Origin of the sequence: Streptomyces sp. NPDC048484 (assembly GCF_040651415.1) — a bacterium.
In the GTDB taxonomy this organism is placed as follows: domain Bacteria; phylum Actinomycetota; class Actinomycetes; order Streptomycetales; family Streptomycetaceae; genus Streptomyces.
In genome coordinates this window covers 306269-332248 of record NZ_JBEZJY010000001.1, presented here as the reverse complement: position 1 = coordinate 332248, position 25980 = coordinate 306269, and the positions used below count along the sequence as shown (strand labels likewise).

Sequence of the window (25980 nt, the reverse complement as noted above, 5' to 3'; positions counted from 1 at the left end):
GCTCAGGACTGCCGGGGACTGCGCAGAAGTGCTGAGCAGTACTCAGGACCGCCGAGGAGTCGTCGCCGGGTCCGCTACGGCCGGAGCTGGCGCTCGACCTTGCGCTTGTCCAGCTTCGAGTCGTACTTGGCCAGCGGCTTCGCCTTCTCCGGGTTCGCCTGGACGGCGGCCGTGGCGACGCCCGCCCACTGGAGGATGCGAGCCGTGGCGATGGCCTTCTGGTCGGGGACGAGACCCGCGACGTTGGCGCCGTGGTTCAGGCCCGGGGCCGTGAAGACGTACGAGTCACGGGCGCCCTTGCCGAGGTGGAACGGCTCGGCACCCCACGGGTCGTTCTGGCCGTACACGAACAGCATGTGGTTCGCGTTGTGCTTGACCCAGGAGTCGACGTCACGCATCGCACCCGGCTGGAACTTCATCGAGATGTCGCGCGGCACGAAGTTCCGCGGCGGCTGGTAGCCGTAGCGGATGTACTTCTTCTCGATGTGCGGGAAGCCGATCGTCGGCGCACCGAGCTGCGTGCCCGCCTGGTAGTAGTACGGCGTGTACGGCTCAAGGCCCTGGTCCGTGTAGGCCGAGAAGCCGGAGATCGTGTCGATCGACGTCCAGATCTCGTCGTCCGTCGCGTTCTTCGCGTCCGCCGGGATCGTGTCGCAGTCGGCGAGCAGGCTGTACTGCCAGAAGCCCCACACGTAGTCGAGGACGACCGCCTCGTACGCCTTGTCCAGGCTGCCGACGGTGTTGAAGGTGTACCCCTCGGCGGCGGCCAGCTCCTTGTACTTCTTCTCCAGCGGCGCGCGGCGGACGAGCGCCTCGCGCTGCACCGCGTTCAGCCGGGTGCGGCACTCCTTGGTGCCGACCTTCGCGAAGAACCGGTCGTACGCCGAGTCCTCCTTGTTCACCACGTCGTTGGGGGCGACGTACGCGACGACGCCGTCCATGTCACGCGGGTAGAAGCGCTCGAAGTACGTGGCGGTCATGCCGCCCTTCGAACCGCCGGTGGAGACCCACTTCTTGTCGTAGACCGGCTTGAGGGCCTTGAAGATGCGGTGCTGGTCGCTGGCCGCCTGCCAGATGTCGAGCTTCGACCAGTCGGCCGGCGCGGGCCGGGACGGGGTGAAGTAGCGGTACTCCATCGAGATCTGGTTGCCGTCCACGATCTGGGTCGGCTCGCGGCGGCTCGGGGTCGTGGAGACGTTGTAGCCGCCGGTGTAGAAGACCGTCGGGCGGGACGTGTCCTTGTGCAACACGGTGATGCGCTGCTGGAAGGTGCCCTTGGACGGGTGCCGGTGGTCGACCGGCTGGGTGTAGTTGAGGACGAAGAAGCGGTAGCCGGTGTAGGGCTTCTCCTCGACCAGGCTCATGCCCGGTATCGCGAGGAGCCGGTCCTTGATGTCCGCGGCCTCGTCCGTGACGAGATCGGATCCGGTGCCGGAGCCGATGATGGAGCCGGTGATGTCCGGCTGGGCGGCGGTGGCCACCCCGGCCGTGCTCACAGTGCCTATGAGCACCGTGAGAGACAACAGCCCTCTGAGCGTCTTGCGCATGCGTTCTCCCCTGAATACGCAGATGTCCGCCGGAACCTAGCGGAGCATCAGCTGTCGCACCAGGGGATGTTGACGGCATTACGGACAAGATGGCACGAAGATCGCGTGACTGGCTGGGAAGGGCGGGAAGATCGACTGACTCAGCGGCTCTGTGGCTCGGCGGCTCGGCGGTCTGCGACGCGGCGACTCAGCGACTCAGCGACTCAGCGACTCAGCAGAGAATCCAGCCCGTGCCGACCGAGCCCGAACCGACGGCCCCTTTGATCCGCACGCAGCGGTGCCCCGCGTGCACCCTCACCGGGCCCGCGTACCTCGTGAACCGGCCCGCGTTGGGCACCCGCGCACTCCCGCGGGCCTGCACACTCACCATCATGTAGCGACGGGCGCCCACCTTCTTGGGGTAGGTCACCGCGCACACGTATCCGCGCTTCTTGTGGACGTCCACGAACCCGGTGGAGAAGGTCAGCGTGCGCACCTTCCGCCCGGAGCACAGGGCTGCCGCCGACGCGTCGCCCACCGGGCCCGCGAGCGTCAGCAGCCCGGACGTCGTCAGCACGGCCGTACCGAGCACGAGGCATCGGCGTATCGCGCCCATGTCCACTGGTGTCCCTCCATGGCCCGCGACTGTTGGCGTACTGATGTACGGACGCATGGCGTACAGCGAACGGTTGCCTTACCCGTCGGTTGCGGCTTTTCTGCGTATTCGGGATGCGATTCGGCACGGCGTTCAAGGCGCGATCCGGCACGGTGCTCGGGACGCGATCCGGTTCTCCGCGCCGGATCGCGTCCCGGACGTCACGTCACGTCGCGCTGCCGACCGGGTCCGGCTCCCCCACGAACGTCCGCCACAACCGCGCGTACCGGCCGCCGAGTGCGAGCAGCTCTTCGTGCGTACCGTCCTCCGCGACCCGGCCGTCGGCCATCACCACGACACGGTCCGCCCGGGCGGCCGTCGTCAGCCGGTGGGCGACCACCAGTGTCGTACGACGGCCCGCTATGCGGTCGGTGGCCTGGGTGACCTGGGCCTCGGTGGCCAGGTCGAGTGCGGCGGTGGCCTCGTCGAGGAGCAGGATGTCCGGGTCGACCAGTTCGGCGCGGGCCAGCGCGATCAGCTGGCGCTGCCCGGCGGAGAGGTTGCGGCCGCGCTCGGCGACCTCGTGGAGGTAGCCGCCGTCCAGCGTGGCGATCATGTCGTGCGCGCCGACCGCGCGGGCCGCCGCCTCCACCTCGGCGTCCGTGGCGTCCGGGCGGCCGTAGGCGATGGCGTCCCGGACGGTGCCCTGGAAGAGGTACGACTCCTGCGGGACGGTGCCCAGCCGGTGCCGGTACGAGGTCAGGTCGAGCGAGCGCAGGTCCGTGCCGTCGACCGTGACCCGGCCGCCGGTGGGATCGTAGAACCGGGCCACCAGTTTGACCAGGGTCGACTTGCCCGCGCCCGTCTCACCGACGAACGCGACGGTCTGCCCGGCGGGGATGGTCAGGCGGACCCCGCTGAGCGCCTCCTCCGCCTCGGCGTCCGTATCGCCATCGCCGGGGCGGCTGTACGCGAAGTCCACGTCCTCGAAGGCGATCTCGCCGCGCAGGGACCTGACTTCCAGCGGCTTCTCGGCGGCCGTCGTGGACGTCGGCTCCTGGAGCAGCTCCTGGATCCGGCCGAGGGAGACGGTCGCCTGCTGGTAGCCGTCGAAGACCTGCGAGAGCTGCTGCACGGGGGCGAAGAACAGGTCGATGTAGAGGAGGTACGCCACCAGCGCGCCGGTGGTGAGGGTGCCCGCGTCGACGCGCCCCGCGCCCACGACGAGCACCGAGGCGGCCGCCACCGACGACAGCAGCTGCACGAACGGGAAGTAGATGGAGATCAGCCACTGCCCGCGGATACGGGCCTGGCGGTAGCTCTCGCTGCCCTCCGCGAAACGCCTGCCGCCCGCTCCCTCGCGGCGGAACGCCTGGAGGATCCGCAGCCCCGACACCGACTCCTGGAGATCCGCGTTCACCACGGACACCCGCTCACGGGCGAGTTCGTACGCCTTCACGCTGGACCGGCGGAAGAAGAAGGTGCCGACGATCAGCGGCGGCAGCGTCAGGAAGACGATCAGGGCCAGCTGTATGTCGATCACCAGCAGGGCGCCCATGATGCCGAAGAAGGTGACGACGGAGACGAAGGCGGTGACCAGACCGGTCTGGAGGAACGTGGACAGCGCGTCCACGTCCGTCGTCATCCGGGTCATGATCCGGCCGGTCAGCTCCCGCTCGTAGTAGTCGAGTCCGAGCCGCTGGAGCTGCGCGAAGATCTTCAACCGGAGCGAGTACAGGACCCGTTCGCCCGTGCGTCCGGTCATCCGGGTCTCGCCGACCTGCGCCGTCCACTGGACGACAACGCTGATCAACGCGATCGCCGAGGCCGCCCACACGCCGCCGAGCGCCAGCTCCGAGACGCCCTCGTCGATGCCGTGCCGGATCAGGACCGGCAGCAGCAGGCCCATGCCCGCGTCGACGGCGACGAGGCCGAGGCTGGCGAGCAGCGGGAGCCCGAAGCCCCGCAGCAGGCGCCGCAGCCCGTACGAGTCCTCCGGCGTGACCGCGCGTGCCTCGTCGATGGCGGGCAGGTCGGTGGCGGGCGGCAGGGCGTCGACCTGGGCGAGGAGTTCGGGGGTCGCGGGCGTGCCGGCCAGCGCCATGTCCTTGGGTTCGCGGTCGCCGGTCCACAGACGCGGGGTGACACCGCGTTCGGCGTCGAACTCGGCGTCCAGCTCGTCCCGTACGGAGGTGTCCTCCGCGTCCTCCTGCGGACAGGACGGCTTGACGTGCCCGGGCGAGACCCCGCCCAGCTCGTCGGGGTCGGTGAGCAGCCTGCGGTAGAGCGGCGAGCGTTCGGCCAGCTCCTCGTGCGTGCCGATGTCGGCGAGGCGGCCGCCGTCGAGGACGGCGATGCGGTCGGCGAGGTTCAGGGTGGAGCGGCGGTGGGCGATGAGGAGCGTCGTGCGGCCCGCCATGACACCGCGCAGGGCCTCGTGGATCTCGTGCTCGACCTGCGCGTCGACCGCGGAGGTGGCGTCGTCGAGGACCAGCAGCCGCGGGTCGGTGAGGATCGCGCGGGCCAGGGCCACCCGCTGGCGCTGACCGCCGGAGAGGGTGAGGCCGTGCTCGCCGACCTTGGTGTCGTAACCGTCGGGCAGCGCCGCGATGAAGCGGTCCGCCCGGGCGGCCCGGGCAGCCGTCTCGATCTCCTCCTGGGTGGCCTCGGGCCGGCCGTACGCGATGTTGGCGCCGACGGTGTCCGAGAAGAGGAAGGAGTCCTCGGGGACGAGTCCGATCGCGGCCCGGAGGGAGTCGGAGGTCAGCTCGCGCACGTCGAGGCCGCCGATGAGGACCGCGCCGCCGGTCACGTCGTAGAAGCGGGGCAGGAGCAGGGAGACCGTGGACTTGCCGGAGCCGGAGGAGCCGACGACCGCGAGGGTCTCGCCGGCGCGGATCTCGAAGCTGAGGCCGTCCAGGACCGGGCGGGCGTCGTCGTAGGCGAAGGACACGCCGTCGAACTCGACGGTCGCGGGGGCGTCGGCGGGGAGGGCTTTCGTGCCGTCCTCGATCGACGGCCTGGTGTCGATCAGCTCCAGGACGCGTTCGGCGCCGGCCCGGGCCTGCTGGCCGACCGTGAGGACCATGGCGAGCATCCGGACGGGGCCCACGAGCTGGGCGAGGTAGGAGGAGAAGGCCACGAACGTACCCAGGGTGACCTGGCCCCGCACCGCCAGCCAGCCGCCGAGCGCCAGCATGGCGACCTGGCCGAGGGCCGGGACCGCCTGGAGGGCCGGGGTGTACTTGGAGTTGAGGCGGATCGTGCGCAGGCGTCCCGCGAAGAGCCGGCGGCCGATCTCGCGGAGCTTCCCGGTCTCCTGGTCCTCCTGGCCGAAGCCCTTCACCACCCGTACGCCACTGACCGCGCCGTCGACCACCCCGGCCACCGCGGCGGCCTGCGCCTGGGCGTACCAGGTCGCCGGGTGGAGCTTGGAGCGGCTGCGCCTGGCGATGAACCAGATGGCGGGGGCCACCGCCAGCGCGACGAGGGTGAGCGGGAGCGAGAGCCATGCCATGATCCCGAGGGAGATCAGGAAGAGGAGGATGTTCCCGATCGTCATCGGGAGCATGAAGAGCAGGCCCTGGATGAGCTGGAGGTCGCTGGTCGCGCGCCCCACCACCTGGCCGGTCGACAGCTCGTCCTGGCGCCTGCCGTCGAGGCGGACGATCGTCTCGTACATGTCCGTGCGCAGGTCGTGCTGGACGTCGAGCGCGAGACGGCCGCCGTAGTAGCGGCGGATGTAGGTGAGAACGTAGACGACGACACCGGCGCCGATGAGCGCGCCGGCCCAGGGAGCCATGTCGCGGGAGTGGTCCCCGACGACGTCGTCGATGATCACCTTGGTGATCAGGGGGACCAGGGCCATGACGGCCATGCCCCCGAGCGAGGCGCCCAGCGCGAGCACGACGTCCTTCGGGTACCGCCAGGCGTACCCGGCCAGCCGCCGTGCCCATCCCCGCTGCGTTGTCACTCCTGGTGCCTTCCTTCCGTCGGCCGGTCAGCCGGTCCTGATCGCCCGGAAGGCACCAACACGGATTGAAGCGGATTTCATCCCTCCGCAACAGTTCATGTGATCGTTCAGAGGCGTACGCGGAGGGAGTAGAAGCGGGTCGTCTGGACCGCGTTCTGGTTGTCGTCGCTGACCAGGAGGACCTTCAGGGCACTGTGGGCGCCGTGGGTGCGGTGGGCGCCGGGAGTGCGGCCGGTGATCGTCATTCCCTCGATGTTGTCGAGGAGCGGATTGGGCTGCGGCTGCTTGGCGGTCGCGCCGAGGGAGGGGCAGTCCGCGAGGTCGGCGAGGAGGGTCTTGCGGACGAGTCGTACGCCGTCCTGGCCGGTCAGCGCCTCGACTCCGCTGGTGTCCGTGGCGTGGCGCAGGTCGGCCAGGTAGAGGCGCACCGTGTTGCCGACCCCCGGCGTGAAGCCGCGTTCCAGGACGAGGAGGCGGCTGCCGTCCGGGGTCGCGGCGGTTTCGACGACCCCGAGGCCGGTGTCCGTGCGGTACCCGTACTGGGCCGCGAGCCGGAAGTCCTGGTGGCCGTGGACGGCGTGGCTGTGGTGGGCGCCGTGGCTGTCGTGGCGCTGCCAGCTCTGGAGGCGTACGACGCCCGGGGTGTCACCGGACAGGGAGCCCTCCATGCCGGCCAGCAGGGTGCGGCCGCCGGGGAAGAGGGTCAGCGCCTCGAAGGTCTGGTTCGACACGGCGCGGCCGGCCGGGGCGACGCGCAGGGCGTCCGGCACGGAGAGGCGCCCCAGGGCGGTGCCGTCCCGGCCGTACCGGCGTACCGACGGCTCGGTCTCGGACGACACCAGCCGGGTGCCGTCGCGGTCGACGACGAGCCCCTCGGAGTCCAGCGCGGCGCCGCTCTCGTCGGCCAGGGGCACGACGGAGCGCGGTCGCAGCGTCCTCGGGTCCAGGGTGAAGAGGGCGGACCGGTCGGACAGGGCGGCGATCGCCCCGTCGCGGTCCACGGCCAGCGCGGAGATGTTGCCGACGAACGTGTTCTCGTACGTCGTCTTGTCGAGGGCGTCGGAGAAGCCCTCGATGGACACGGAGGACGAACAGGAGTTGCCGTCCGTGGAGTCGGCGGGCCCGCTCCGGGCGGTGGCGGGTCCGGCGGCGGTGAGGCACGTGGCTGCCGCCAGGCCGGCGGTGACGGTGGCGAGGGTGGCGAGTACGGATCTCGGACGCATGGCGTCACGGTAGGGCGGGGGTGGTTGAGCGGGAGGGTACTGGCCGTGAATTCCGGACAGCGGGGGTGGGGTACGGCGGAGGGAACGGGGCGGGCCGGAGACGGAGGGGGGCGGGTCTACACCTGGGTGACCGACTCGGCGATCCCTTCCTTGATCGCCACCTCCACCGTCAGGTTGCCGTCCTTCGCCGCGGCGTCCAGCTCGTCGGAGGTGCAGCTCTCCGCCTCCTGGGTCTCGGGGTCACCGCAGATGTCGCCGCCCGTGATCTTCGTGCTCAAGCCGACCCAGAAGACACGGTCGTCGCCGACCATCAGTTTGCCCGGCGCCAGATAGGTCAGCTTGCCGGTGATCCGTCGCTCACAGCTGAGTCCCAGGTCCACCACAGCCCCCGCCAAATCCGCCCACGCACGATGACCCGGTGACATCTGCCACCGATCCGTACCCCCAAGCCCCCGAGGCCGTCGCCTCGCCGCCGCCCGTCGAGCCGGGCGCGCAGCCCGCGAAGGCGCCCCGCTGGTCGCTGCCCGTGCTGGGCGCGATCCTCGTCCTGGCCGGCGTGCTGTACTCCTGGAACCTCTCCTCCTCCAGCCTGAACAGCTTCTACAGCGCCGCCGTGTACAGCGGCACGCAGAGCTGGAAGGCCTGGTTCTTCGGCTCGCTGGACGCCGGGAACTTCATGACCGTGGACAAGCCGCCCTTCGTGCTGATGGCGATGGGGCTGTCCTGCCGTGTCTTCGGGTACGGCACCTGGCAGATGATGCTGCCTCTGGTCGCCTCCGCCCTCGGCACGATCTGGATCGTGCACTCGTCCGTCAAGCGGATCTGGGGACACGGCCCCGCCGCCGTCGCCGCGCTCGTCCTCGCGCTCACCCCGATCACCGTCGCTATCAACCGCGACAACAACCCGGACACCCTGCTCGTCCTCCTGATGGTCGGGGGCGCGGCCCTGGCGCTGCGCGCCGTGCACAACGGCAAGCTGCTGCCGCTGGTCGGCTCGGCCGTGCTCTTCGGGTTCGCCTTCAACACCAAGATGCTCCAGGGCTACATCGCCCTGCCCGCCGTCTTCGCCGTGTACCTGTACGCGGCCCAGGGCGGATGGCTCTGCCGCGTACGCAACCTCGGCGTCGCCGCGGTCGCACTCGCCGTCTCCAGCTTCTGGTGGGCCGCCGCCGTGTCACTCGTACCCGCCTCGTCGCGGCCGTACATCGGCGGGTCGACGGACGGCACCGCCTGGGACCTGATCATGGGCTACAACGGCCTGGGACGGGTCCTCGGCGGCGAGGGCAACGGCGGAGGTGGAGGCGGTGGCGGCGAAGGCGGAGGCGGAGGCGGTTTCTCCGGGGCCGCCGGCATCGGCCGGATGTTCAACGAGGTGCTGGGCGGCCAGATCTCCTGGCTGCTGCCCTTCGCCGGGATCGCCCTCGTCGGCGGCCTCGTCCTGCGCGGACGCGCTCCCCGTACGGACCTCACGCGTGCCGCACTGCTCCTGTGGGGCGGCTGGACCGTGCTGCACTACTTCACCTTCAGCCTCGCCGAAGGCACCATGCACCCGTACTACACGACCGCGCTCGCGCCCGGCATCGCGGCGCTGTGCGGGGGCGGCGGGGCGATGCTCCTGCGCGCCTTCCGCGCAGGTGACGCCAAGCGCTGGTCCTGGGTGCTGCCCGTGGCGTTCGCCGCCACCGGCGTCTGGGCCGTCGTCCTGCTGCGGCGGGCCTCCGGCTGGAACAGCTGGCTGTGGCCGGCCATCGCGGCGGTGATGGTCCTGGCGATCGTCGGGCTGTTCCTCTTCCGGTCCGGGCGCCGGGCGCGCTTCCTCTCCGGCGCCCTGGCCGCAGCCGTCGTCGCCTCCCTCGCCGGGCCCGCGGCGTACGCCGCCTCCGTGACCGCGAGTTCCGGCGGCGGCATGAGCGGTACGAACCCGACGGCCGGCCCCACCACCGGTGGCGGCGTGGGCGGCGGACCCGGCGGTGGCGGTGGCGGCCGGGGCGGCTTCCCCGGCGGCAACGGCGGCCAGGCACCGGGCAGCGGCCAGCAGCCCGGCGGTCAGGAGCGGGGCACCGGCCAGACCGGCACCCTGCCGAACGGCACCGGCACCGGCACCGGCTCAGGTGGTGGCGGTGGCGGTGGCGGTGGCGGCATGGGCGGTCCCGGCGGTGGCGCCGACAGTGCCATGACCACGTATCTGGAGAAGCACCGGGACGGCGCCAAGTGGCTGGTGGCGGTGTCCAGTTCGCAGAGCGCGGCTCAGCTGATCGTCAGCACGAAGCAGCCCGTCATCTCCATGTGGGGCTGGTCCGGCAGCGACAAGGCCATGACCCTCGCCAAGCTGAAGGAGCTCGTGAAGAAGGGCGAGCTGCACTACATCGTGCTCGGCGGCGGAGGCATGGGCGGGGGCGGCGGCATGAGCGGGGGCGGCGGCATGGGCGGCGACTCCGGCGGCGTCAGCTCCGAGGTGACCACCTGGGTGCAGAAGCACGCCACGTCGGTGAAGGCGAGCGAGTACAGCAGCGGCTCGTCAGCATCCACCGAGTCGTCGGAGTCCTCCGAGTCGTCCGGCTCACAGAACACCCAGTCGCTCTACCGCCTGGACGCTTCGGACGTCAACTAGGGCCACCCCTAAGCCAATTGGGGAAAACCCTGGCACTTCACAACCCCTGGACCGGAGACGGCCAGGGGTTGTGCTGTGTGCGAGAACGTCACACAAACGTCTCTTTCTCGTTATGCAAGTAACCTCATGTCCATGCCACCCTCCCGATTGACCGAAGTGTCAACACGCGTAGAACGCGGACCCGTTGCTCCCACCGCTCCGGGCCCCGCATCCCGGCGCGTGCCGTTCTCGGGAAAGGGCACCCCATATGTCCGTAGCGCAGCTTGGCAAGTGGAAGGCGCTGGCGGCCGGCGTCTCCGCCGTCCTCGTCGGCCTCACCCTCCCGACGGTCGCCGCGACCCCCGCCGCGGCCACCGCCACCGCGTACGACGACACGTACTACGCGAACGCGATCGGCAAGACCGGCACGGCACTGAAGGGCTCGCTGCACACGATCATCAGCAGCCAGACGAAGATCTCGTACTCCGCGGTCTGGGAGGCGCTCAAGGTCACCGACCAGGATCCGAACAACAGCAGCAACGTGGTCCTGCTCTACTCCGGCATCTCCCGCAGCAAGACGCTCAACGGCGGCGACGTCGGCGACTGGAACCGCGAGCACACGTGGGCCCAGTCCCACGGCGACTTCGGCACCTCGGCCGGGCCCGGCACCGACCTGCATCACCTGCGGCCCGAGGACGTCCAGGTCAACAGCATCCGCGGCAACAAGGACTTCGACAACGGCGGCAGCAGCTTCACCAACAGCGGCGGCAGCCTCACCGACTCGAACTCCTTCGAGCCCCGCGCCGCCGTCAAGGGCGATGTGGCCCGGATGATCCTCTACATGGCCGTCCGTTACGAGGGTGGCGACTCCTGGCCCGACCTGGAGCCCAACGACGCCGTCACCAACGGCAGCGTCCCGTACCACGGCCGCCTCTCGGTGCTGAAGCAGTGGAACGAGGCGGACCCGCCCAGCACCTCCGAGACGCGCCGGAACGAACTGATCTACAGCAACTACCAGCACAACCGGAATCCGTTCATCGACCACCCGGAGTGGGTCGAGGCGATCTGGTAGACCGTTGATGGACCGACGGTGAGGAGCGCTGAACCCCCGGTTACCAATCGGGAGTTCAGCGCCACACCTGCCCCCTCGGTTACGAATTCATGACATCGGGGCGCACAACCGGGGCCGCCCCGATCGAGTCGAACTCAGTGAACGCGGCATTCCGCACGCAGAAGCGGAATCCGACCGACTCGAAAGGTTCATGTATGTCCCGAGCACACCGCAGAACTCGTAACGCGCGTCTCACCGCACCCCTGGCAGCCGCGGTGCTGCTCGCCGGAGGGTTCGGCGCGATGGCTCTCACCGGGGCCTCGGCCCAGGCCGCCACCGCCGCCGCGGACGCGCAGGACGACTTCAACGGCGACGGATACGCCGACCTCGTCGTGTCCGCCCCGAACGGCACGGTGTCGAGTGCGGCCAAGGCCGGATACGTGGCCGTCACGTACGGCTCGGCCGACGGCGTCTCCACCGCCAACAAGAAGATCATCAGCCGCTCCACCAGCGGCGTGCCCGGCTCCGCCACCGCGAACCAGCAGTTCGGGTCCACCTTCACCAAGGGCGACCTGGACCGTGACGGCTTCAGCGACCTGGTGATCTCGGGCGGCAAGGCCGGCTCCGTCATCCTGTGGGGCTCCGCGTCCGGACTCACCGGCGGCACGGCCATAGCCGGTCACGACAACCCGCAGACCGGCGACTTCGACGGCGACGGCAAGACGGACCTCACCCTCTTCGCCCACCAGGACGTCCAGGGCGACGACCCCGAGAACGCCACCGGGACCGTGTGGAAGGGCCCGATCTCGCGTGCCGGAACGCCCGCCGCCAAGCTGCCCCTCCTGAAGACCGGCGAGGTGGTCAGCGGCCCCGTCGGCACCACCGAGTCCGGCGACGTCAACGGTGACGGCAAGGACGACATCGTCGCCTTCCACTACGAGGGCGACGGCGTCTGGGGCAACACCCTGCTGCTCGGCGGCGGCAGCGCGGGCTTCACCAGGAGCTGGGTCCCCGGTGAAGCCGCAAGCAACAAGATGGGCACCGGCATCGGGGACGTCAACAACGACGGCTTCGACGACGTCGTGGTCGGCAACGACTGGGGCGGCGGCAACGTCAAGGTCGCCCTCGGTTCGGCCACCGGCCTGTCCACGGACCGCGTCCAGACCTTCAACCAGGACAGCCCCGGGTTCCCCGGAGCCGAGGAAGAGGAGGACGAGATCGGCGGGTCGGTCTCGGTCGCGGACGTCACGGGTGACGGCTACGCCGACATCGCGCTCGGCATCCCGGGCGAGGACGTCGGCGACATCTACGACACCGGCTCGGTCGCCCTGGTCCCCGGCAGCGCCGCCGGTGCCACGGGCGCCGGGACGCAGGTCTTCCACCAGAACACCGCCGGCATTCCCGGAGCCGCCGAGAACAGCGACGAGTTCGGTGTGAGCACCGCCCTGCTGGACCTCGACGGCGACGGCCACGCCGACCTCGCGGCCGGTTCCACGGCCGAGAACGAGGGGAACGGCGCGGTCTGGATCCTGAACGGCACGGCGAGCGGCCTCACCGCCACCTCGTCCTTCGCGTTCGGTGCCGGTGACCTCGGCGCCCCGGCGACGGCCGCGAGCTTCGGGTCGTACCTGCGCTGACATCTGCGCTGACCAACTGATCCACAGCAACACGGTGGGGCGGCCTCGTGCCGCCCCACCGTCATGTCCGGCCCGAAAAGGGAATTCGGGCTCAGTCCAGGTGCGTCGGCGCGAACATCCGCAGCAGCGCCGGCAGCACGACCACCGAAGGGCCGGGCGTGGCGAAGGACTTGGCGAGGTCGGCGGCGAGGGAGTCCGGGGTGGTCCGTACGCCCGGGACGCCGAAGGACTCCGCGAGCGCCACGTAGTCCGGGCGGGACAGTTCCGTGGCCGTGGACTGCCCGAAGGCGTCCGTCATGTACTCGCGCAGGATGCCGTAACCACCGTCGTCGACGATGAGCCAGGTCACGTCCAGGTTGTGCTGCCTGGCGGTGGCGAGTTCGGCGATGGAGTAGAGCGCGCCACCGTCGCCGGAGACCGCGAGGACCGGGTGGGTGGGGTCGGCGACCGCACCGCCGATCGCCGCCGGGAAGGCGTAGCCGAGGCCGCCCGAGCCCTGTGCGGAGTGCATGGTGTTGGGGCGCCGGGCGTCGAAGGCGGACCAGGCCCAGTAGGACAGGATCGTCATGTCCCAGAAACTGGCCGACCGGTCCGGCAGCGCCTCTCGGACGGCGGCCAGCACCTGCTGTTCCAGGGTGAGTTCCTGGGCGTCGATGCGCTCCCGGACGAGGTCGAGCACGGTCCGTACGCGGTCCGCGGCCGTCGCGTCCTCCCGTACGGGAGAGGTGTCCTCCGGCACGGTTTCGAGCAACGCCGACAGGGCGAGGCGGGCGTCCGCGTGGATGCCGAGGGCCGGGTGGTTGGACTCCAGTTTGCCGAGGTCGGCCTCGATCTGGATGACACGGCCGCGGGGCTTGAACGTGTGGTAGTTCGAGGAGAGTTCGCCCAGCCCTGAGCCGACGACGAGGAGTACGTCGGCGTCCTCCAGGAAGTCGGTGGTGTGCCGGTCCTCCAGCCAGGACTGGAGCGAGAGCGGGTGGTTCCAGGGGAAGGCGCCCTTGCCACCGAAGGTGGTGACGACGGGCGCGTTCAACCGCTCGGCGAGCTGCCGCAGCTTGCCCGACGCGTCGGCACGTACGACTCCGCCGCCCGCGATGATCGCCGGGCGGGCCGCGTTCGCGAGCAGGTCGGCGGCCACCGCGGTCAGTTCGGGGCGCGGGGGCAGGTCGTGGGGCGCGGCGTCCACGGCCGTGACGGCGGGCAGGACCGTCTCGGCAAGCAGGACGTCCTGCGGGATCTCCACCCATACGGGCCCGTGCGGGGCGGTGAGCGCCGACTCCCAGGCCTCGGCGATCGCGGAGGGGATCTGCGACTGCGTACGGACCGTGTGGACGGACTTCACCACGCCCCTGAACGAGGCCTGCTGGTCCGGGAGTTCGTGCAGATAGCCGTGCCGGCCGCCGCCGAGCCCCGCGCTCGGGATCTGGCTGCTGACGGCGAGGACGGGGGCGGATGCCGCTGCGGCCTCCTGGAGCGCGGCCAGCGAGGTCAGGGCGCCCGGCCCGGTCGACACGAGCAGCGGGGCCGCCTCGCCGGTGATCCGGCCGTACGCGTCCGCCGCGAACCCGGCGTTGTTCTCGACCCGCAGGCCGACGTACGCCAGGTCGGAGCGGCGCAGCGCGTCGAACATACCGAGCGCGTGCTGTCCTGGCAGGCCGAAGACGGTGGTCGCGCCGAGACCGGCGAGGGTCTCCACGACCAGGTCTCCGCCGTTGCGTCCGGGCGGCGCGTTGAGCGCGGCCTCCGTCTGCTCGGCGGTCGGGCGGAGCACGAGGTCGTGGTCGTGGGTCACTGCGCTCGAGCCTCTGCAATCTGGCGGGACATGATGGTGGTCAGTTCGTACGCCGTGTGCGACGCGGCGACGGAGGTGATCTCAGCGTGATCGTATGCGGGGGCCACCTCGACGACGTCCGCGGAGACCAGGTGGCAGGAGGCCAGGCCGCGCAGGATCTCCAGGAGTTCGCGCGAGGTCATGCCGCCGGCCTCGGGGGTGCCGGTGCCGGGCGCGTGGGCCGGGTCGAGGCAGTCGATGTCGATGGAGATGTAGAGCGGGCGGTCGCCGATGCGCTGCCGCAGCTGGTCGGCCACCTCGTCGGCGCCGCGCCGGTAGATGTCCGCTGAGGTGACGATGCCGAAGCCCATCTTCTCGTCGTCGGTCAGGTCCTGCCTGCCGTACAGCGGGCCGCGGGTGCCGACATGCGAGAGCGCCTCGGTGTCGAGGATGCCTTCCTCGACGGCCCGGCGGAACGGGGTGCCGTGCGTGTACTCGGCGCCGAAGTACGTGTCCCAGGTGTCGAGGTGCGCGTCGAAGTGCAGGAGCGCGACCGGGCCGTGCTTCCTGGCGACCGCGCGCAGCAGCGGCAGCGCGATGGTGTGGTCGCCGCCGAGGGTCATCAGCCGGGCGCCGGTGCCGAGGAGTTCGTCGGCGGCGCCCTCGATGGTCTCCACGGCCTCGTTGATGTCGAACGGGTTCGCGGCGATGTCTCCGGCGTCCGCGACCTGCGCGAGGGCGAACGGCGAGGCGTCCTGCGCGGGGTTGTACGGCCGCAGGAGACGGCTGGCCTCCCGGATCGCGTTCCCGCCGAAGCGGGCCCCCGGCCGGTAGGAGACGCCCGCGTCGAACGGCACACCGACCACGGCGACATCGGTGGTGCCGACCTCGTCGAGGCGGGGCAGCCGGGCGAACGTCGCAGGCCCCGCGTACCGCGGTATGCGGGACGAGTCGACGGGCCCGCGGGGCGTCTCGTTGCTGTTCATCGGGTAGCGCTCTCTTTCCTACGGTTCATACGCTTCATCGCGTATGCGCGTCTTCTCCGTCCGACCCTACTGGTGAGTCGCGACGGGTTCGGATGCGGCTTCGGAGCCCCGGCCCGCGAAGCGTTCGCGCCAGGCGGCGAGCACCGCCGCGTCAAGGCGATTCGCCGTCTGCCTCGACGGTGCCGCGCTCGCTCTCCAGGCGAAACACGATTTCGGAGTTGAGGGACCGGCGGGCGGACTTGGCCTGAGCGACCAGCCACGAATGAAGGTCGGCGGGCAGTCTGAGCGTGATGCGCACTTCATCGTCCATGCTCGGCACTTTAGTGTCAGAATGGTGTCATGGAGACACTGGAGTCGGTTGAGGGCGCCGGGCATGTCCGGTACACCTACCGGCTGCGTGCGTCGTCGACCGCCCACACTCAGTTGCTCGCCGAGTGGAACAGATGCCGCTGGGTGTGGAACGAGTGCGTAGCCAAGTCCAAGGCCGTGCAGGCGCAGAACAAGGCGCACCCCGAGAGCAAGCAGACCTGCGGTCCGGCCCAGCTCGACACGATGCTGACCGAGGCCCGCCTGAAAACACCGTGGTTGCGGGAGGGCGCCAGTGTTCCCCAGCAGCAGATCATCCGGGACTTCGGTAAGTCCCGTGCGAAAGCACAGAAGGACATCAAGGAACGCCTGCCGCAGCGGCAGCGGACCGGGATGCCGAAGTGGAAGAAAAAGCGCGAGGCCGACCCGTCGCTGAACTACACCAAACGCGGCTTCCGCCTGAAGGGCGGCCGTCTGCACCTCGCGGGCGGCATTGTCCTGACCGTAGTCTGGTCGCGCGAATTGTCGGCCGAGCCGTCCAGTGTGCGCGTGTACCGGGACAGTATCGGCCACTGGTATGCCTCCTTCGTCTTGCCCGCCGAAATTCAGCCGCTCCCTAAAACCGGCGCGGTGATCGGCGTGGACTGGGGCGTCAAGGAGACCGCAACTACTACCAGCGACGCCCACGACCTCCCTCATGCCCAGCACGGCCGGACCGCCAAGACGAAGGTGTCGCGGTACGACCGGATGATGGCCCGCCGCAAACCCGCCGGGGGACAGGCGGCGTCGAAGGGCTACCGCGAAGCGAGGAAACTGCGGGCCAAGGCGTACAAGAAGGTGGCCCGGCAGCGGCAGGACACCGGCCGCAAGTGGGCCAAGCGCGTGGTAGTCGACCACGATGCCATGGCCGTCGAGGACTTTCGCCCGAAGTTCCTCGCCAGGACCACCATGGCCCGCAAGGCAGCCGACTCCGCCATCGGCGCTACGAAGAAAGCCTTGTTGGAGATGGGCCGCAAGCACGGGCGGGACGTCCGCCTCGTCAACCCCGCGCACACCACCATGGACTGCGCATCGTGCGGAGCGAGAACCAAGCACGCACTTCCTCTTTCGGAACGTACCTACACCTGCACCTCGTGCGGAGCCGTATCCCCCAGGGACAAGAACTCCGCTCACGTGATGCTCGTCCGGGCTGGTCTGGCCCCGGCTGGTGTTGAGGGCGTAAGACCTTCTGGAGCGCCGCTCCGGAAGGCGGCCTGAGCCAGGAATCCCCTCCCTCCGGGGGGGGAGCAGTCAATGTGTAGTCGACGGCCACACCCCCCGCGGCCACTGGTCGCCACGACCCTAGGTGGCCGGAAAGCGGCGCTGAAGTGTACGTTTCATCCACTCTCACCGGATCCGATGGAGGAAACGTCCACGATGTCAGACTCTGCCGCCCCTGCCACCACCGCCGTCCCTGCCGCCCCCGCCGTGCCGCCCACACCACCGGTCCCCCTCGCCGCCCTGCTGGCCCGCGAGGATCTCGGCCTGATGCTGATCGCGGGGCCGAGCGATCCGGCCACGGTGATCCACTGGGCGCACACCTCGGAGATGGCGGACCCGTATCCGTATCTGCTCGGCGGCGAGATGCTCCTCACAGCCGGGGTGCACATTCCGGAGGCGGCCGGATCCGGCACCTACTTCGACGCCTACGTGTCCCGCATCGTCGAGGCGGGGGGCGCGGCGCTCGGCTTCGGGGTGGCGCCGGTGCACGACACGGTGCCGCGCGCCCTGGTCGAGGCCTGCGACCACTACGGGCTGCCGCTGGTGGAGGTCCCGCCCCGGACGACCTTCTCCGGCGTGGCGCGGGCGGTCTGGCAGCTCATGGCCCAGGCCCGGCACACCGAGCTGCGCCGCGTCACGGAGGCGCAGCAGAGCCTGGCCGCCGCCGCGGCCCGCCCGGACCCGGTCCCCTCGGTCCTGCGGCAGCTCGCCCAGCGGGTGGGCGGCCGCGCCGCGCTGTACGCCCCGGACGGCGTGGAGGTCGCTTCGGCGGGCCGACTGCCGGGCACGGGAGTAACCGCGAGGGCGAGGGCGGGGGCGGGGGCGGGCGCGGAGGTGGGCGCGGCGCTGGCCGGACTGGCGGCGGTGGTGCGGCCGGCGACCGGCGGCTCGGTTGCGGGTGTTGGCTCAGGTACGGGTACAGGTACGGGTACGGGAGCGGGAGCGGGAGCGGGAGCAGATGCCGGCTCAGCTTCGGGAGCCGGTGCCGGTGCCGGTGCGGGAGCAGGCACGGGAGCCGGTGCGGGAGCAGGTACGGGTATCGGCCCCACACCCTCCTCCGCCAGTGACACCGTCGCCGGCGTCCATCTCGCCGCGTACGCCCTCGGCACCGGCCAGGGTTTCGTCCTGGGCGTGGCGGCTCCCCGTCGCGACCCGGGCGACCACACCATCGCGTCCGTCGGTGCCGTGCTGCTCTCCCTCCTCACCGGCGAGCACCAGAGCAGCACGGGCGCGGCCCGTTCCTCGGCGCTCGTCCGCATGCTGCTGGGGGCCGCGCCCGAGGAGGTGGCGCCCTTGCTGGACACCGGCGAGCTGTGGGTCGTCGTGCACGCGCGGCCGGACGGTCCCGCGCCGGACGCCGTCGCCGCGTCGGCGCTCGGGGCGGCGCTCGGCTCCCCGCTGGTCGACGTGGACGGCGACGTCGTACGGGTCCTCGTCCCCGCGGGCCACCGTGAACTCGTCGCCCAGCCGGGCTGGACGTGCGGTGCGAGCGCGCCCGTCGTCCCGCGCGAGTGGCGGGCCGCCGACACCCAGGCCGCCCGCGCCCTGTCCCGGGCGAGGGCGACCCGTGCGCGGCTGGTCCGGCAGGGCGAGCCGCCGGGCCTCGCCGGGCTCGTCCCGCCCGCCGAGGCCGCCGCCCACGCCCGTACGGTCCTCGCGCCCATCGCCGAGAACCCCGCCCTCACGGAGACCCTTCGCACCTGGCTCTCCCTGCACGGCAGTTGGGACCGCACGGCGGTGGCCCTCGCCGTCCACCGCAACACGGTCCGTCAGCGCGTCGCCCGCTGCGCGACCCTCCTGGGCGCGGACCTGGACGACCCCGACGTCCGCATGGAGCTGTGGTTCGCACTCCGCCACACGTGATCGGTTCCCCGCCCTCACGTCGGCGATGCGGTGACGGTACGGGTCAGGAACCCGCGGACGTACCCGGCCACGGTGTCCAGATGGCTTTCGAGCAGGAAGTGTCCCCCTCCGGGAACCAGGTGGATCTCCGCGTCCGGAAGGTCCCTCGTGAAGGCGCGCGCGCCGTCCGGGCCGAAGATCTCGTCGCCCGCGCCCCAGACCGCCAGGAGAGGGACCTGGTGCTCCCGGAAGTAGGCGTGCACCTGAGGGTAGAGAGGCCGATTGACGGCGTAGTCGCGAAACAGGGCGAGCTGTACGAGGTCGTTGCCCGGCCGGTTGACCTCGCGGTGGTCAGCGGCCCAGGTGTCGGGATCGACCAGCTCGGGCCGGTCCACTCCGTGCAGGTACTGCCAGCGGATGGCGTCGAGCGAGAGCGCGGCTCGGACGGCGGGTTCGGTCCCGGGCCCCGGATCCTCGCAGTACGCCCATACGGGCTTCCAGAAATCCGGTACGAAGCCGTCCTCGTAGGCGTTGCCGTTCTGCGTGATCACCGCGGTGACCGCGTCCGGGGCGCGCAGGGCCAGCCGCCAGCCGATGGGTGCGCCGTAGTCCTGGACGTACAGGGCGTAGCGGGTGACGCCGAGCTGGGCCAGCAGGGCTTCGGTGATGTCGGTCAGGGAGTCGAAGGTGTAGGTGAACGCGTCCACGGGCGGGGCATCGGAGTTGCCGAAGCCGAGGTGGTCGGGGGCGATGACGTGGAACCGATCGGCCAGCGCCGGAATGAGATGGCGGAACATACGGGAACTGGTGGGGTACCCGTGCAGGAGTACGAGCGTGGGCGCTTCGCGGGGTCCTGCCTCGCGGTAGAAGACGCGATGTCCCCGCACTGTCGCGTACCGGTGACGGATCTCAACCATGACTAACTCCTTCGACGACCCATGACGGTTACCTTGATGTCCAGTAGACCGCCACCTGGGGTAACCTGTCAAACCACTCGATGGAGTTAGCTGGGAAGGTGAGGTCCGTGCTGGACGACCAGGCCCTGATACAGGCGCTGAACAGCACCCCGGTCGTGGATGGCCGACGCCAGGACCTGTGGCATGACGACCACGGGGTGGACAGCTGGGCGCGGAAGCACGGGGAGCCCGGGTCCGGACCCGGCGACGAGGAGCGCCGGTGGCTGCGCACCGCCCGGGACGCACTTCAGGCGGTGGGCTCGGGGGCTGTGGGCTCGGACACGTCGGCGGAGGCCCGTCTGCGCCGGGTCCTCGCAGGCGTTCGCAGCGTCCCGCAGCCCAGCGCGTCGGGCATCGAGTGGCACTTGGAGGTGCCGCCGGAGCGCAGGCTCGCCGTGGAACTCGTGCTCGCGTGGGCGGACGTCAAAGAGCGCATGCCCGGCCGGCTGCGGCCGTGCGAGAACCCTGAATGCCGCCTCTTCCTCCTGGACCGCAGCCGGGCCAACACCGCCCGATGGTGTTCGATGAAGACCTGCGGGAACCGGCTCAAAGCCCGCCGGCACCAGGCACGGGCACGGGCCGACTCGTGATCGGCTCCTCGCGATCCGCCCCACCGGCCCCGAACCCGCAGAGACTCCACCCCGGAGAGACTGCACTCCGGAGAGACTGCACTCCGGAGAGACTCCGCTCCGAAGTGACTCGACTCCGGGTGGCTCAAACCCGGAGTGACTCAAATCCCACGGTTCGATACCCGGCGCCGCCCGGCGGAACGCACCGGCAGAATGGGGGCATGCCGATATCCGGGACGCCCAGCCGCGCCGACCTCCTCGACCATCTCGTCCAGACGCGTATCGCGGGCCAGGTGGCCACTCCCCGCGAGAACAACCTCTCCCACTACCGCAAGCTGGCCAACGGCGACCGCAACTACTGGCTCGGCCTGGAACTCGGCGACCGCTGGACCGACGAGCAGGACGTACTCGCGGTCATGGCCGAGCGGTGCGGCGTGAACGACGACCCGGAGTTCCGGTACGGCCAGGACACCATCGACCCGGAGCTGACGGTCGACGCGCTGGAGCGGATGGCCGGCCGGCTGCGCAAGGCGGCGGCGGGCAGACAGCGCGTGCTGTTCGCGACGGGCCACCCGGGCGGCCTGCTGGACGTGCACCGCGCGACGGCCGCCGCGCTGCGCGCCGCCGGCTGCGAGATCGTGGTGATTCCGGACGGGCTGACCACGGACGAGGGGTACGTCTTCCAGTTCGCCGACGTCGCGGTCCTGGAGCACGGCGCGACGCTGTGGCACACCCACTCGGGCGAGCCGATGCGGGCGATCCTGAAGGGCCTGGAGAGCGAGGGCCGCCCCCTGCCCGATCTGGTCGTCGCGGACCACGGCTGGGCGGGCTGCGCGGGCCAGCTGGGCGTGGACTCCATGGGCTACGCGGACTGCAACGACCCGGCCCTGTTCCTCGCCGAGTCCGAGGGCACGGTCCAGGTGACCGTCCCCATGGACGACCACGTCACGAGCCCCCGGCACTACGACCCGATGACGGCATACCTGCTGGACGCGGCGGGCCTCACCACCAGCGAGTGAGCGGCCGTCCGACCCCCGGTTCACGCGTCACCGGACCACGCGTCACCGATTCGCGTGCCACCGGTCCACGCGTCACCGGGGGATCCGTACGACGCCCTCCTGGATCACCGTGATCGCGAGCTGTCCGTCCTGCGTGTAGATACGCGCCTGCCCGAGGCCCCGCCCGCCGGACGCGGACGGCGACTCCTGGTCGTACAGCAGCCATTCGTCGGCGCGGAACGGCCGGTGGAACCACATCGCGTGGTCCAGGGAGGCCCCGACGACGTCCCCGGTGGCCCAGCCACCGCGCCCGTGGGCGAGCAGTACGGAGTCCAGGAGCGTCATGTCGGAGACGTACGTGGCGAGGCAGACGTGCAGCAGCGGCTCGTCGATGGCGCCGTCGAGCTTGCCGTTGGTGCGGAACCACACCTGGGAGCGGGGCTCGCGCGGCTCCCCGACGCTGGCGAAAGGCGGCGCGTCGACATAGCGGAGGTCGACGGCGGCACGGGCCTCCATCATCCGCTGGACGACGCCCTGGTCGCCGTACGCGTCCAGATACCGCGGCAGCATCTCGGCGGCCGTCTGCAAGGTCTCCGGATCGGGTGCGGGCGGCATGTCGGCCTGGTGGTCCATGCCCTCCTCGTACGTCTGGAACGACGCGGAGAGATGGAAGATCGGCTGCCCGTGCTGGACGGCGACCACCCGGCGCGTGGTGAAGGAGCGCCCGTCGCGGATCCGGTCGACGGTGTAGACGATGGGCGCGCCCGGGTCCCCGGCGCGCAGGAAGTAGGCGTGCAGGGAGTGGGCGAGCCGGTCCCCGGGGACCGTGCGCCCCGCGGCGACCAGTGCCTGCGCCGCGACCTGCCCGCCGAAGACGCGCGGGACGACGGCGAAGCGTGACTGACCGCGGAAGATGTCCTGCTCGATCCGCTCGAGGTCGAGCAGATCGAGCAGGGCTTCAAGTGCCTGGCTCATGCGTCAGTTGTACCGTGCATTGGTTTCTCGGATGTTTTCTCGGACGGTTTCTCGGATGCCGTCTCGGGTCCGGCTCTACAGGCCCATGTTCTTGGCGATGATCGACTTCATGATCTCGCTGGTGCCGCCGTAGATGCGGTTGACGCGGTTGTCCGCGTACAGGCGGGCGATCGGGTACTCGTTCATGAAGCCGTAGCCGCCGTGGAGCTGGAGGCAGCGGTCGATGACGCGGTGCGCGACCTCGGTGCAGAACAGCTTGGCGGACGCGGCCTCGGCCGGGGACAGCTCACCCTGGTCGAGGGCCTCCAGGGACCGGTCGGCGACGGCCTGCGCGGCGTCCACCTCGGCCTGGCAGGCGGCCAGCTCGAACTTGGTGTTCTGGAAGTGGGAGACCGGCTTGCCGAAGACGGTGCGCTCAAGCACGTACTCCTTGGCGAAGCGGACGGCGGCCGCGGCCTGGGCGTACGCGCCGAAGGCGATGCCCCAGCGCTCGGAGGGCAGGTTGCCGCCGAGGTAGTGGAAGCCCTTGTTCTCCTCGCCGAGGAGGTCCTCGAACGGCACCTTCACGTCGACGAACGCCAGCTCGGCGGTGTCGGAGGTCTTCAGGCCGAGCTTGTCGAGCTTGCGGCCCACCGAGTAGCCCTCGGCCTTGGTGTCCACGGCGAAGAGGGATATGCCGTGGCGGCGGTCCTCGGCCGTGGGCGCGGAGGTGCGGGCACAGACGATCACGCGGTCGGCGTGCACACCACCGGTGATGAACGTCTTGGCGCCGTTGAGGACGTAGTGCGAGCCGTCCTCGGAGAGCTTCGCGGTGGTCTTCATGCCCGCGAGGTCGGAGCCGGTGCCCGGCTCGGTCATCGCGAGGGCCCACATCTCCTCACCGGAGACGAACTTCGGCAGGAAGCGCTTCTTCTGCTCGTCGGTGGCGAGCGCCTTGATGTAGGGCAGGCCCAGCAGCACGTGCACACCGGAGCCGCCGAAGGAGACACCCGCGCGGGCGGTCTCCTCATACATCACGGCTTCGAACTTGTACGAGTCGATGCCGGCGCCGCCGAACTCCTCGTCCACGCGGATGCCGAAGACGCCCAGTTCGGCGAGCTTGTAGTAGAAGTCGCGGGGCGCCTGGCCTGCCGCGAACCACTCGTCGTAGACCGGGACGACCTCGGCCTCGATGAAGGCGCGCAGGGTCTCCCGGAACGCCTCGTGATCCTCGTTGAACACCGTACGGCGCACCGCGCCCACCTCCGCCTGGCTCAAGATTCCATGTCTAAGCGCTTGCTCAGCTCCACGTTACCGGCCAGTCACGTACGTCGTCCAGACCAATCCCCCCGAGACGCTCGTCACGCCCCGGACCCCCCGGACTCCCTGGACTCCCCGGACCACCCGGACTCCCCGGCCGCCGCGAAGGCCCCCCTCGCCATCCGGTGCAACAGCTCCGCCGTGCCCGCCCGTCCGGGCAGCGCCCCCGGGCGGCCCAGGTGGGGCGTCGAGTTCAGGAGCCCGAAGACCGAGTGCACGGCCGAGCGGGCGCTCGGTTCGGCCAGGCCGGGGTGGATCTCACGCACGACCTCCACCCACAGCTCCACGTACTGGCGCTGGAGCTGCCGTACGAGCTTGCGGTCGCTGTCCCTCAGGCGGTCCAGCTCCCGGTCGTGCAGGGTGATCAGCGGGCGGTCGTCGAGCGCGAACTCGATGTGCCCCTCGATGAGGGAGTCGAGGAGCGCCTCCGGGTCCCCGCCGGACTCCGCCACGCGGTGCTTGCCGCCGGCCAGCAGCTGCTCGCTGATCCCCACCAGCAGCTCGGCGAGCATCGCGTCCTTGCCGGCGAAGTGGCGGTACAGACCCGGCCCGCTGATGCCCACCGCCGCGCCTATCTCGTCGACGCCGACCCCGTGGAAGCCACGCTCGGCGAAGAGCCGGGCGGCCTCCTTGAGGATCTGCTCGCGGCGGGTGGGGGCGTCGGTTCTCATGGCCATGGAAGCAATTCTAGACAGAGAGGTTAGCGCTCGTTAACCTGAAGGAAACGCGTTAACGCTCACTAACTTGTTCGGCGACTTGGTTCATTGACCGGTGACCACCGGGTGAGGGGACCGCAGGATGCATGAGGCACCGGAGCTCCACAGCGCGGCCGACCCCGCGTCGGAGGCCTGGCGGGGCAACGAGGCGGCACACCACGCACTCGTCGACGAACTGCGGCGCAAGCTCGCCGCGGCCCGCCTCGGCGGCGGTGAGCGGGCCCGCGCCCGGCACACCGCCCGCGGCAAGCTGCTGCCGCGCGACCGCGTGGACACGCTGCTCGACCCCGGCTCACCGTTCCTGGAGCTGGCCCCGCTGGCGGCCGACGGGCTGTACGGGGGCCAGGCCCCGGCGGCGGGCGTCATCGCCGGAATCGGCCGGGTCGCGGGGCGCGAGTGCGTGGTGGTCGCCAACGACGCCACGGTCAAGGGCGGCACGTACTACCCGCTGACGGTGAAGAAGCACCTGCGCGCCCAGGAGGTGGCCCTGGAGAACCGCCTCCCCTGTGTCTACCTGGTGGACTCGGGCGGCGCCTTCCTCCCCATGCAGGACGAGGTCTTCCCCGACCGCGAGCACTTCGGGCGGATCTTCTACAACCAGGCCCGGATGTCGGGAGCGGGGATCCCCCAGATCGCGGCCGTCCTCGGCTCGTGCACGGCCGGCGGGGCGTACGTTCCCGCGATGAGCGACGAGGCCGTCATCGTGCGGGGCCAGGGCACGATCTTCCTCGGCGGCCCGCCCCTGGTGAAAGCCGCGACCGGTGAGGTCGTCACGGCGGAGGAGCTGGGCGGCGGCGAGGTGCATTCCCGGGTCTCCGGGGTCACGGACCACCTGGCGGAGGACGACGCGCACGCCCTGCGGATCGTACGGACCATCGTCTCCACACTCCCCGACCGCGGACCTCTCCCCTGGTCGGTCACGCAGGGCGCCGAACCGAAGGTGGACCCCGCCGGGCTGTACGGCGCGGTGCCGGTCGACTCCCGCACCCCCTACGACGTACGCGAGGTCATCGCGCGCGTGGTCGACGGTTCGCGGTTCGCCGAGTTCAAGTCGGAGTTCGGGCAGACCCTCGTCACCGGCTTCGCCCGGATCCACGGGCACCCGGTCGGAATCGTCGCCAACAACGGCATCCTGTTCTCCGAGTCCGCCCAGAAGGGCGCCCACTTCATCGAACTGTGCGACCAGCGAGGCATCCCGCTGGTGTTCCTGCAGAACATCTCGGGCTTCATGGTCGGCCGCCAGTACGAGGCCGGGGGCATCGCCAAGCACGGCGCCAAAATGGTGACCGCGGTGGCCTGCACCCGCGTACCGAAACTGACGGTCGTGGTCGGCGGATCCTACGGCGCGGGCAACTACTCGATGTGCGGCCGGGCGTATTCGCCACGCTTCCTGTGGATGTGGCCGAACGCCAAGATCTCCGTGATGGGCGGCGAGCAGGCCGCGTCGGTCCTCGCGACCGTCAAGCGCGACCAGTTGGAGGGGCGCGGCGAGTCCTGGCCGGCGGAGGAGGAAGAGGAGTTCAAGGCTCCGATCCGCGCTCAGTACGAGAGCCAGGGCAACGCCTACTACGCGACGGCCCGGCTCTGGGACGACGGCGTGATCGACCCGATGGAGACCCGCCAGGTGCTGGGCCTGGCCCTGACCGCCTGTGCCAACGCGCCACTGGGCGACCCCCAGTTCGGCGTCTTCCGGATGTGAGGGAACGG

At 70.6% G+C, this 25980-nt stretch carries 20 protein-coding genes; 8 read left to right on the top strand and 12 right to left on the bottom strand.

What is annotated here, in order from left to right; all coding sequences use genetic code 11:
• Positions 1–74: 74 nt before the first annotated feature.
• The 5 genes from AB0D14_RS01390 to AB0D14_RS01370 all read right to left on the bottom strand — a co-directional run bounded on the left by AB0D14_RS01390 (position 75) and on the right by AB0D14_RS01370 (position 7697).
• Positions 75–1547, bottom strand: coding sequence for a S28 family serine protease (locus AB0D14_RS01390; RefSeq protein WP_362772933.1), 1473 nt, complete (start codon positions 1545–1547; stop codon positions 75–77).
• A 211-nt stretch (positions 1548–1758) separates the two neighbouring features.
• The gene (locus AB0D14_RS01385) at positions 1759–2142 is read right to left on the bottom strand and encodes a hypothetical protein (protein ID WP_362772930.1); all 384 of its coding nucleotides are present in this window, start codon (positions 2140–2142) and stop codon (positions 1759–1761) included.
• A 205-nt stretch (positions 2143–2347) separates the two neighbouring features.
• Positions 2348–6094 carry an ABC transporter ATP-binding protein gene (locus AB0D14_RS01380; RefSeq protein ID WP_362772927.1) on the bottom strand — a complete coding sequence of 1249 codons (3747 nt, stop codon included), beginning with the start codon at positions 6092–6094 and terminating at the stop codon, positions 2348–2350.
• A gap of 107 nt (positions 6095–6201) precedes the next feature.
• Entirely contained in the window at positions 6202–7317 is a 1116-nt protein-coding gene (locus AB0D14_RS01375) for an esterase-like activity of phytase family protein (RefSeq protein ID WP_362772924.1), read from the bottom strand.
• Between the two features lie 116 nt (positions 7318–7433).
• Complete coding sequence (locus tag AB0D14_RS01370) at positions 7434–7697, bottom strand: hypothetical protein (RefSeq protein ID WP_362772921.1); 264 nt, start codon at positions 7695–7697, stop codon at positions 7434–7436.
• A 38-nt stretch (positions 7698–7735) separates the two neighbouring features.
• On the opposite strand from AB0D14_RS01370, the gene AB0D14_RS01365 reads away from it, so the two are divergent.
• The 3 genes from AB0D14_RS01365 (at position 7736) to AB0D14_RS01355 (ending at position 12595) form a co-directional block, all read left to right on the top strand.
• Positions 7736–9928: a glycosyltransferase family 39 protein gene (locus tag AB0D14_RS01365; protein ID WP_362772919.1), complete on the top strand. Its 2193-nt coding sequence runs from the start codon at positions 7736–7738 to the stop codon at positions 9926–9928.
• 247 nt (positions 9929–10175) lie between these two features.
• Positions 10176–10979 carry an endonuclease gene (locus AB0D14_RS01360; protein ID WP_362772917.1) on the top strand — a complete coding sequence of 268 codons (804 nt, stop codon included), beginning with the start codon at positions 10176–10178 and terminating at the stop codon, positions 10977–10979.
• A 194-nt stretch (positions 10980–11173) separates the two neighbouring features.
• Complete coding sequence (locus AB0D14_RS01355; protein WP_362772914.1) at positions 11174–12595, top strand: FG-GAP and VCBS repeat-containing protein; 1422 nt, start codon at positions 11174–11176, stop codon at positions 12593–12595.
• Between the two features lie 91 nt (positions 12596–12686).
• Here AB0D14_RS01355 and AB0D14_RS01350 read toward each other — a convergent pair whose 3' ends face one another.
• The 3 genes from AB0D14_RS01350 to AB0D14_RS01340 form a co-directional block, all read right to left on the bottom strand.
• Positions 12687–14387: a thiamine pyrophosphate-binding protein gene (locus AB0D14_RS01350; protein ID WP_362772911.1), complete on the bottom strand. Its 1701-nt coding sequence runs from the start codon at positions 14385–14387 to the stop codon at positions 12687–12689.
• Positions 14384–15352 carry an agmatinase gene (gene speB / locus AB0D14_RS01345; RefSeq protein ID WP_362772908.1) on the bottom strand — a complete coding sequence of 323 codons (969 nt, stop codon included), beginning with the start codon at positions 15350–15352 and terminating at the stop codon, positions 14384–14386. Before speB ends, AB0D14_RS01350 begins: the two co-directional genes overlap by 4 nt.
• 151 nt (positions 15353–15503) lie before the next feature.
• On the bottom strand, positions 15504–15662 hold the full coding sequence (locus AB0D14_RS01340; protein ID WP_362772905.1) for an Arc family DNA-binding protein: 159 nt from the start codon (positions 15660–15662) through the stop codon (positions 15504–15506).
• A gap of 29 nt (positions 15663–15691) precedes the next feature.
• On the opposite strand from AB0D14_RS01340, the gene AB0D14_RS01335 reads away from it, so the two are divergent.
• Together AB0D14_RS01335 and AB0D14_RS01330 are read left to right on the top strand one after the other, a co-directional pair.
• Positions 15692–16915, top strand: a complete 1224-nt coding sequence (locus AB0D14_RS01335; protein ID WP_362772902.1) for a transposase — start codon at positions 15692–15694, stop codon at positions 16913–16915.
• A 159-nt stretch (positions 16916–17074) separates the two neighbouring features.
• Complete coding sequence (locus AB0D14_RS01330) at positions 17075–18781, top strand: PucR family transcriptional regulator (RefSeq protein ID WP_362772899.1); 1707 nt, start codon at positions 17075–17077, stop codon at positions 18779–18781.
• A 14-nt stretch (positions 18782–18795) separates the two neighbouring features.
• Here AB0D14_RS01330 and AB0D14_RS01325 read toward each other — a convergent pair whose 3' ends face one another.
• The gene (locus tag AB0D14_RS01325; RefSeq protein ID WP_362772896.1) at positions 18796–19677 is read right to left on the bottom strand and encodes an alpha/beta hydrolase; all 882 of its coding nucleotides are present in this window, start codon (positions 19675–19677) and stop codon (positions 18796–18798) included.
• Positions 19678–19784: 107 nt separating this feature from the next.
• On the opposite strand from AB0D14_RS01325, the gene AB0D14_RS01320 reads away from it, so the two are divergent.
• Both AB0D14_RS01320 and AB0D14_RS01315 read left to right on the top strand, forming a co-directional pair.
• A complete protein-coding gene (locus AB0D14_RS01320) occupies positions 19785–20306 on the top strand; it encodes a CGNR zinc finger domain-containing protein (RefSeq protein WP_362772894.1) in 522 nt (173 codons plus the stop codon).
• A 200-nt stretch (positions 20307–20506) separates the two neighbouring features.
• Positions 20507–21304 carry a phosphatase gene (locus AB0D14_RS01315; protein ID WP_362772892.1) on the top strand — a complete coding sequence of 266 codons (798 nt, stop codon included), beginning with the start codon at positions 20507–20509 and terminating at the stop codon, positions 21302–21304.
• 72 nt (positions 21305–21376) lie between these two features.
• Here AB0D14_RS01315 and AB0D14_RS01310 read toward each other — a convergent pair whose 3' ends face one another.
• The 3 genes from AB0D14_RS01310 to AB0D14_RS01300 all read right to left on the bottom strand — a co-directional run bounded on the left by AB0D14_RS01310 (position 21377) and on the right by AB0D14_RS01300 (position 24234).
• Positions 21377–22258: an acyl-CoA thioesterase II gene (locus AB0D14_RS01310; RefSeq protein ID WP_362772889.1), complete on the bottom strand. Its 882-nt coding sequence runs from the start codon at positions 22256–22258 to the stop codon at positions 21377–21379.
• A gap of 75 nt (positions 22259–22333) precedes the next feature.
• Complete coding sequence (locus AB0D14_RS01305; protein WP_362773159.1) at positions 22334–23491, bottom strand: acyl-CoA dehydrogenase family protein; 1158 nt, start codon at positions 23489–23491, stop codon at positions 22334–22336.
• A 107-nt stretch (positions 23492–23598) separates the two neighbouring features.
• Positions 23599–24234, bottom strand: a complete 636-nt coding sequence (locus AB0D14_RS01300; RefSeq protein ID WP_362772887.1) for a TetR/AcrR family transcriptional regulator — start codon at positions 24232–24234, stop codon at positions 23599–23601.
• A gap of 121 nt (positions 24235–24355) precedes the next feature.
• Here AB0D14_RS01300 and AB0D14_RS01295 point away from each other — a divergent pair, with 121 nt between their 5' ends.
• A complete protein-coding gene (locus tag AB0D14_RS01295) occupies positions 24356–25972 on the top strand; it encodes a carboxyl transferase domain-containing protein (protein WP_362772884.1) in 1617 nt (538 codons plus the stop codon).
• Positions 25973–25980: the final 8 nt, after the last annotated feature.

Bases quoted from the DNA above. Each gene is read 5' to 3' on its own strand.
- AB0D14_RS01390 (WP_362772933.1), bottom strand. From the start codon at position 1,547: ATGCGCAAGACGCTCAGAGGGCTGTTGTCTCTCACGGTGCTCATAGGC.
- AB0D14_RS01385 (WP_362772930.1), bottom strand. From the start codon at position 2,142: ATGGGCGCGATACGCCGATGCCTCGTGCTCGGTACGGCCGTGCTGACG.
- AB0D14_RS01375 (WP_362772924.1), bottom strand. From the start codon at position 7,317: ATGCGTCCGAGATCCGTACTCGCCACCCTCGCCACCGTCACCGCCGGC.
- AB0D14_RS01360 (WP_362772917.1), top strand. From the start codon at position 10,176: ATGTCCGTAGCGCAGCTTGGCAAGTGGAAGGCGCTGGCGGCCGGCGTC.
- AB0D14_RS01355 (WP_362772914.1), top strand. From the start codon at position 11,174: ATGTCCCGAGCACACCGCAGAACTCGTAACGCGCGTCTCACCGCACCC.
- speB (WP_362772908.1), bottom strand. From the start codon at position 15,352: ATGAACAGCAACGAGACGCCCCGCGGGCCCGTCGACTCGTCCCGCATA.
- AB0D14_RS01340 (WP_362772905.1), bottom strand. From the start codon at position 15,662: ATGGACGATGAAGTGCGCATCACGCTCAGACTGCCCGCCGACCTTCAT.
- AB0D14_RS01335 (WP_362772902.1), top strand. From the start codon at position 15,692: ATGGAGACACTGGAGTCGGTTGAGGGCGCCGGGCATGTCCGGTACACC.
- AB0D14_RS01330 (WP_362772899.1), top strand. From the start codon at position 17,075: ATGTCAGACTCTGCCGCCCCTGCCACCACCGCCGTCCCTGCCGCCCCC.
- AB0D14_RS01325 (WP_362772896.1), bottom strand. From the start codon at position 19,677: ATGGTTGAGATCCGTCACCGGTACGCGACAGTGCGGGGACATCGCGTC.
- AB0D14_RS01315 (WP_362772892.1), top strand. From the start codon at position 20,507: ATGCCGATATCCGGGACGCCCAGCCGCGCCGACCTCCTCGACCATCTC.
- AB0D14_RS01310 (WP_362772889.1), bottom strand. From the start codon at position 22,258: ATGAGCCAGGCACTTGAAGCCCTGCTCGATCTGCTCGACCTCGAGCGG.
- AB0D14_RS01300 (WP_362772887.1), bottom strand. From the start codon at position 24,234: ATGGCCATGAGAACCGACGCCCCCACCCGCCGCGAGCAGATCCTCAAG.
- AB0D14_RS01295 (WP_362772884.1), top strand. From the start codon at position 24,356: ATGCATGAGGCACCGGAGCTCCACAGCGCGGCCGACCCCGCGTCGGAG.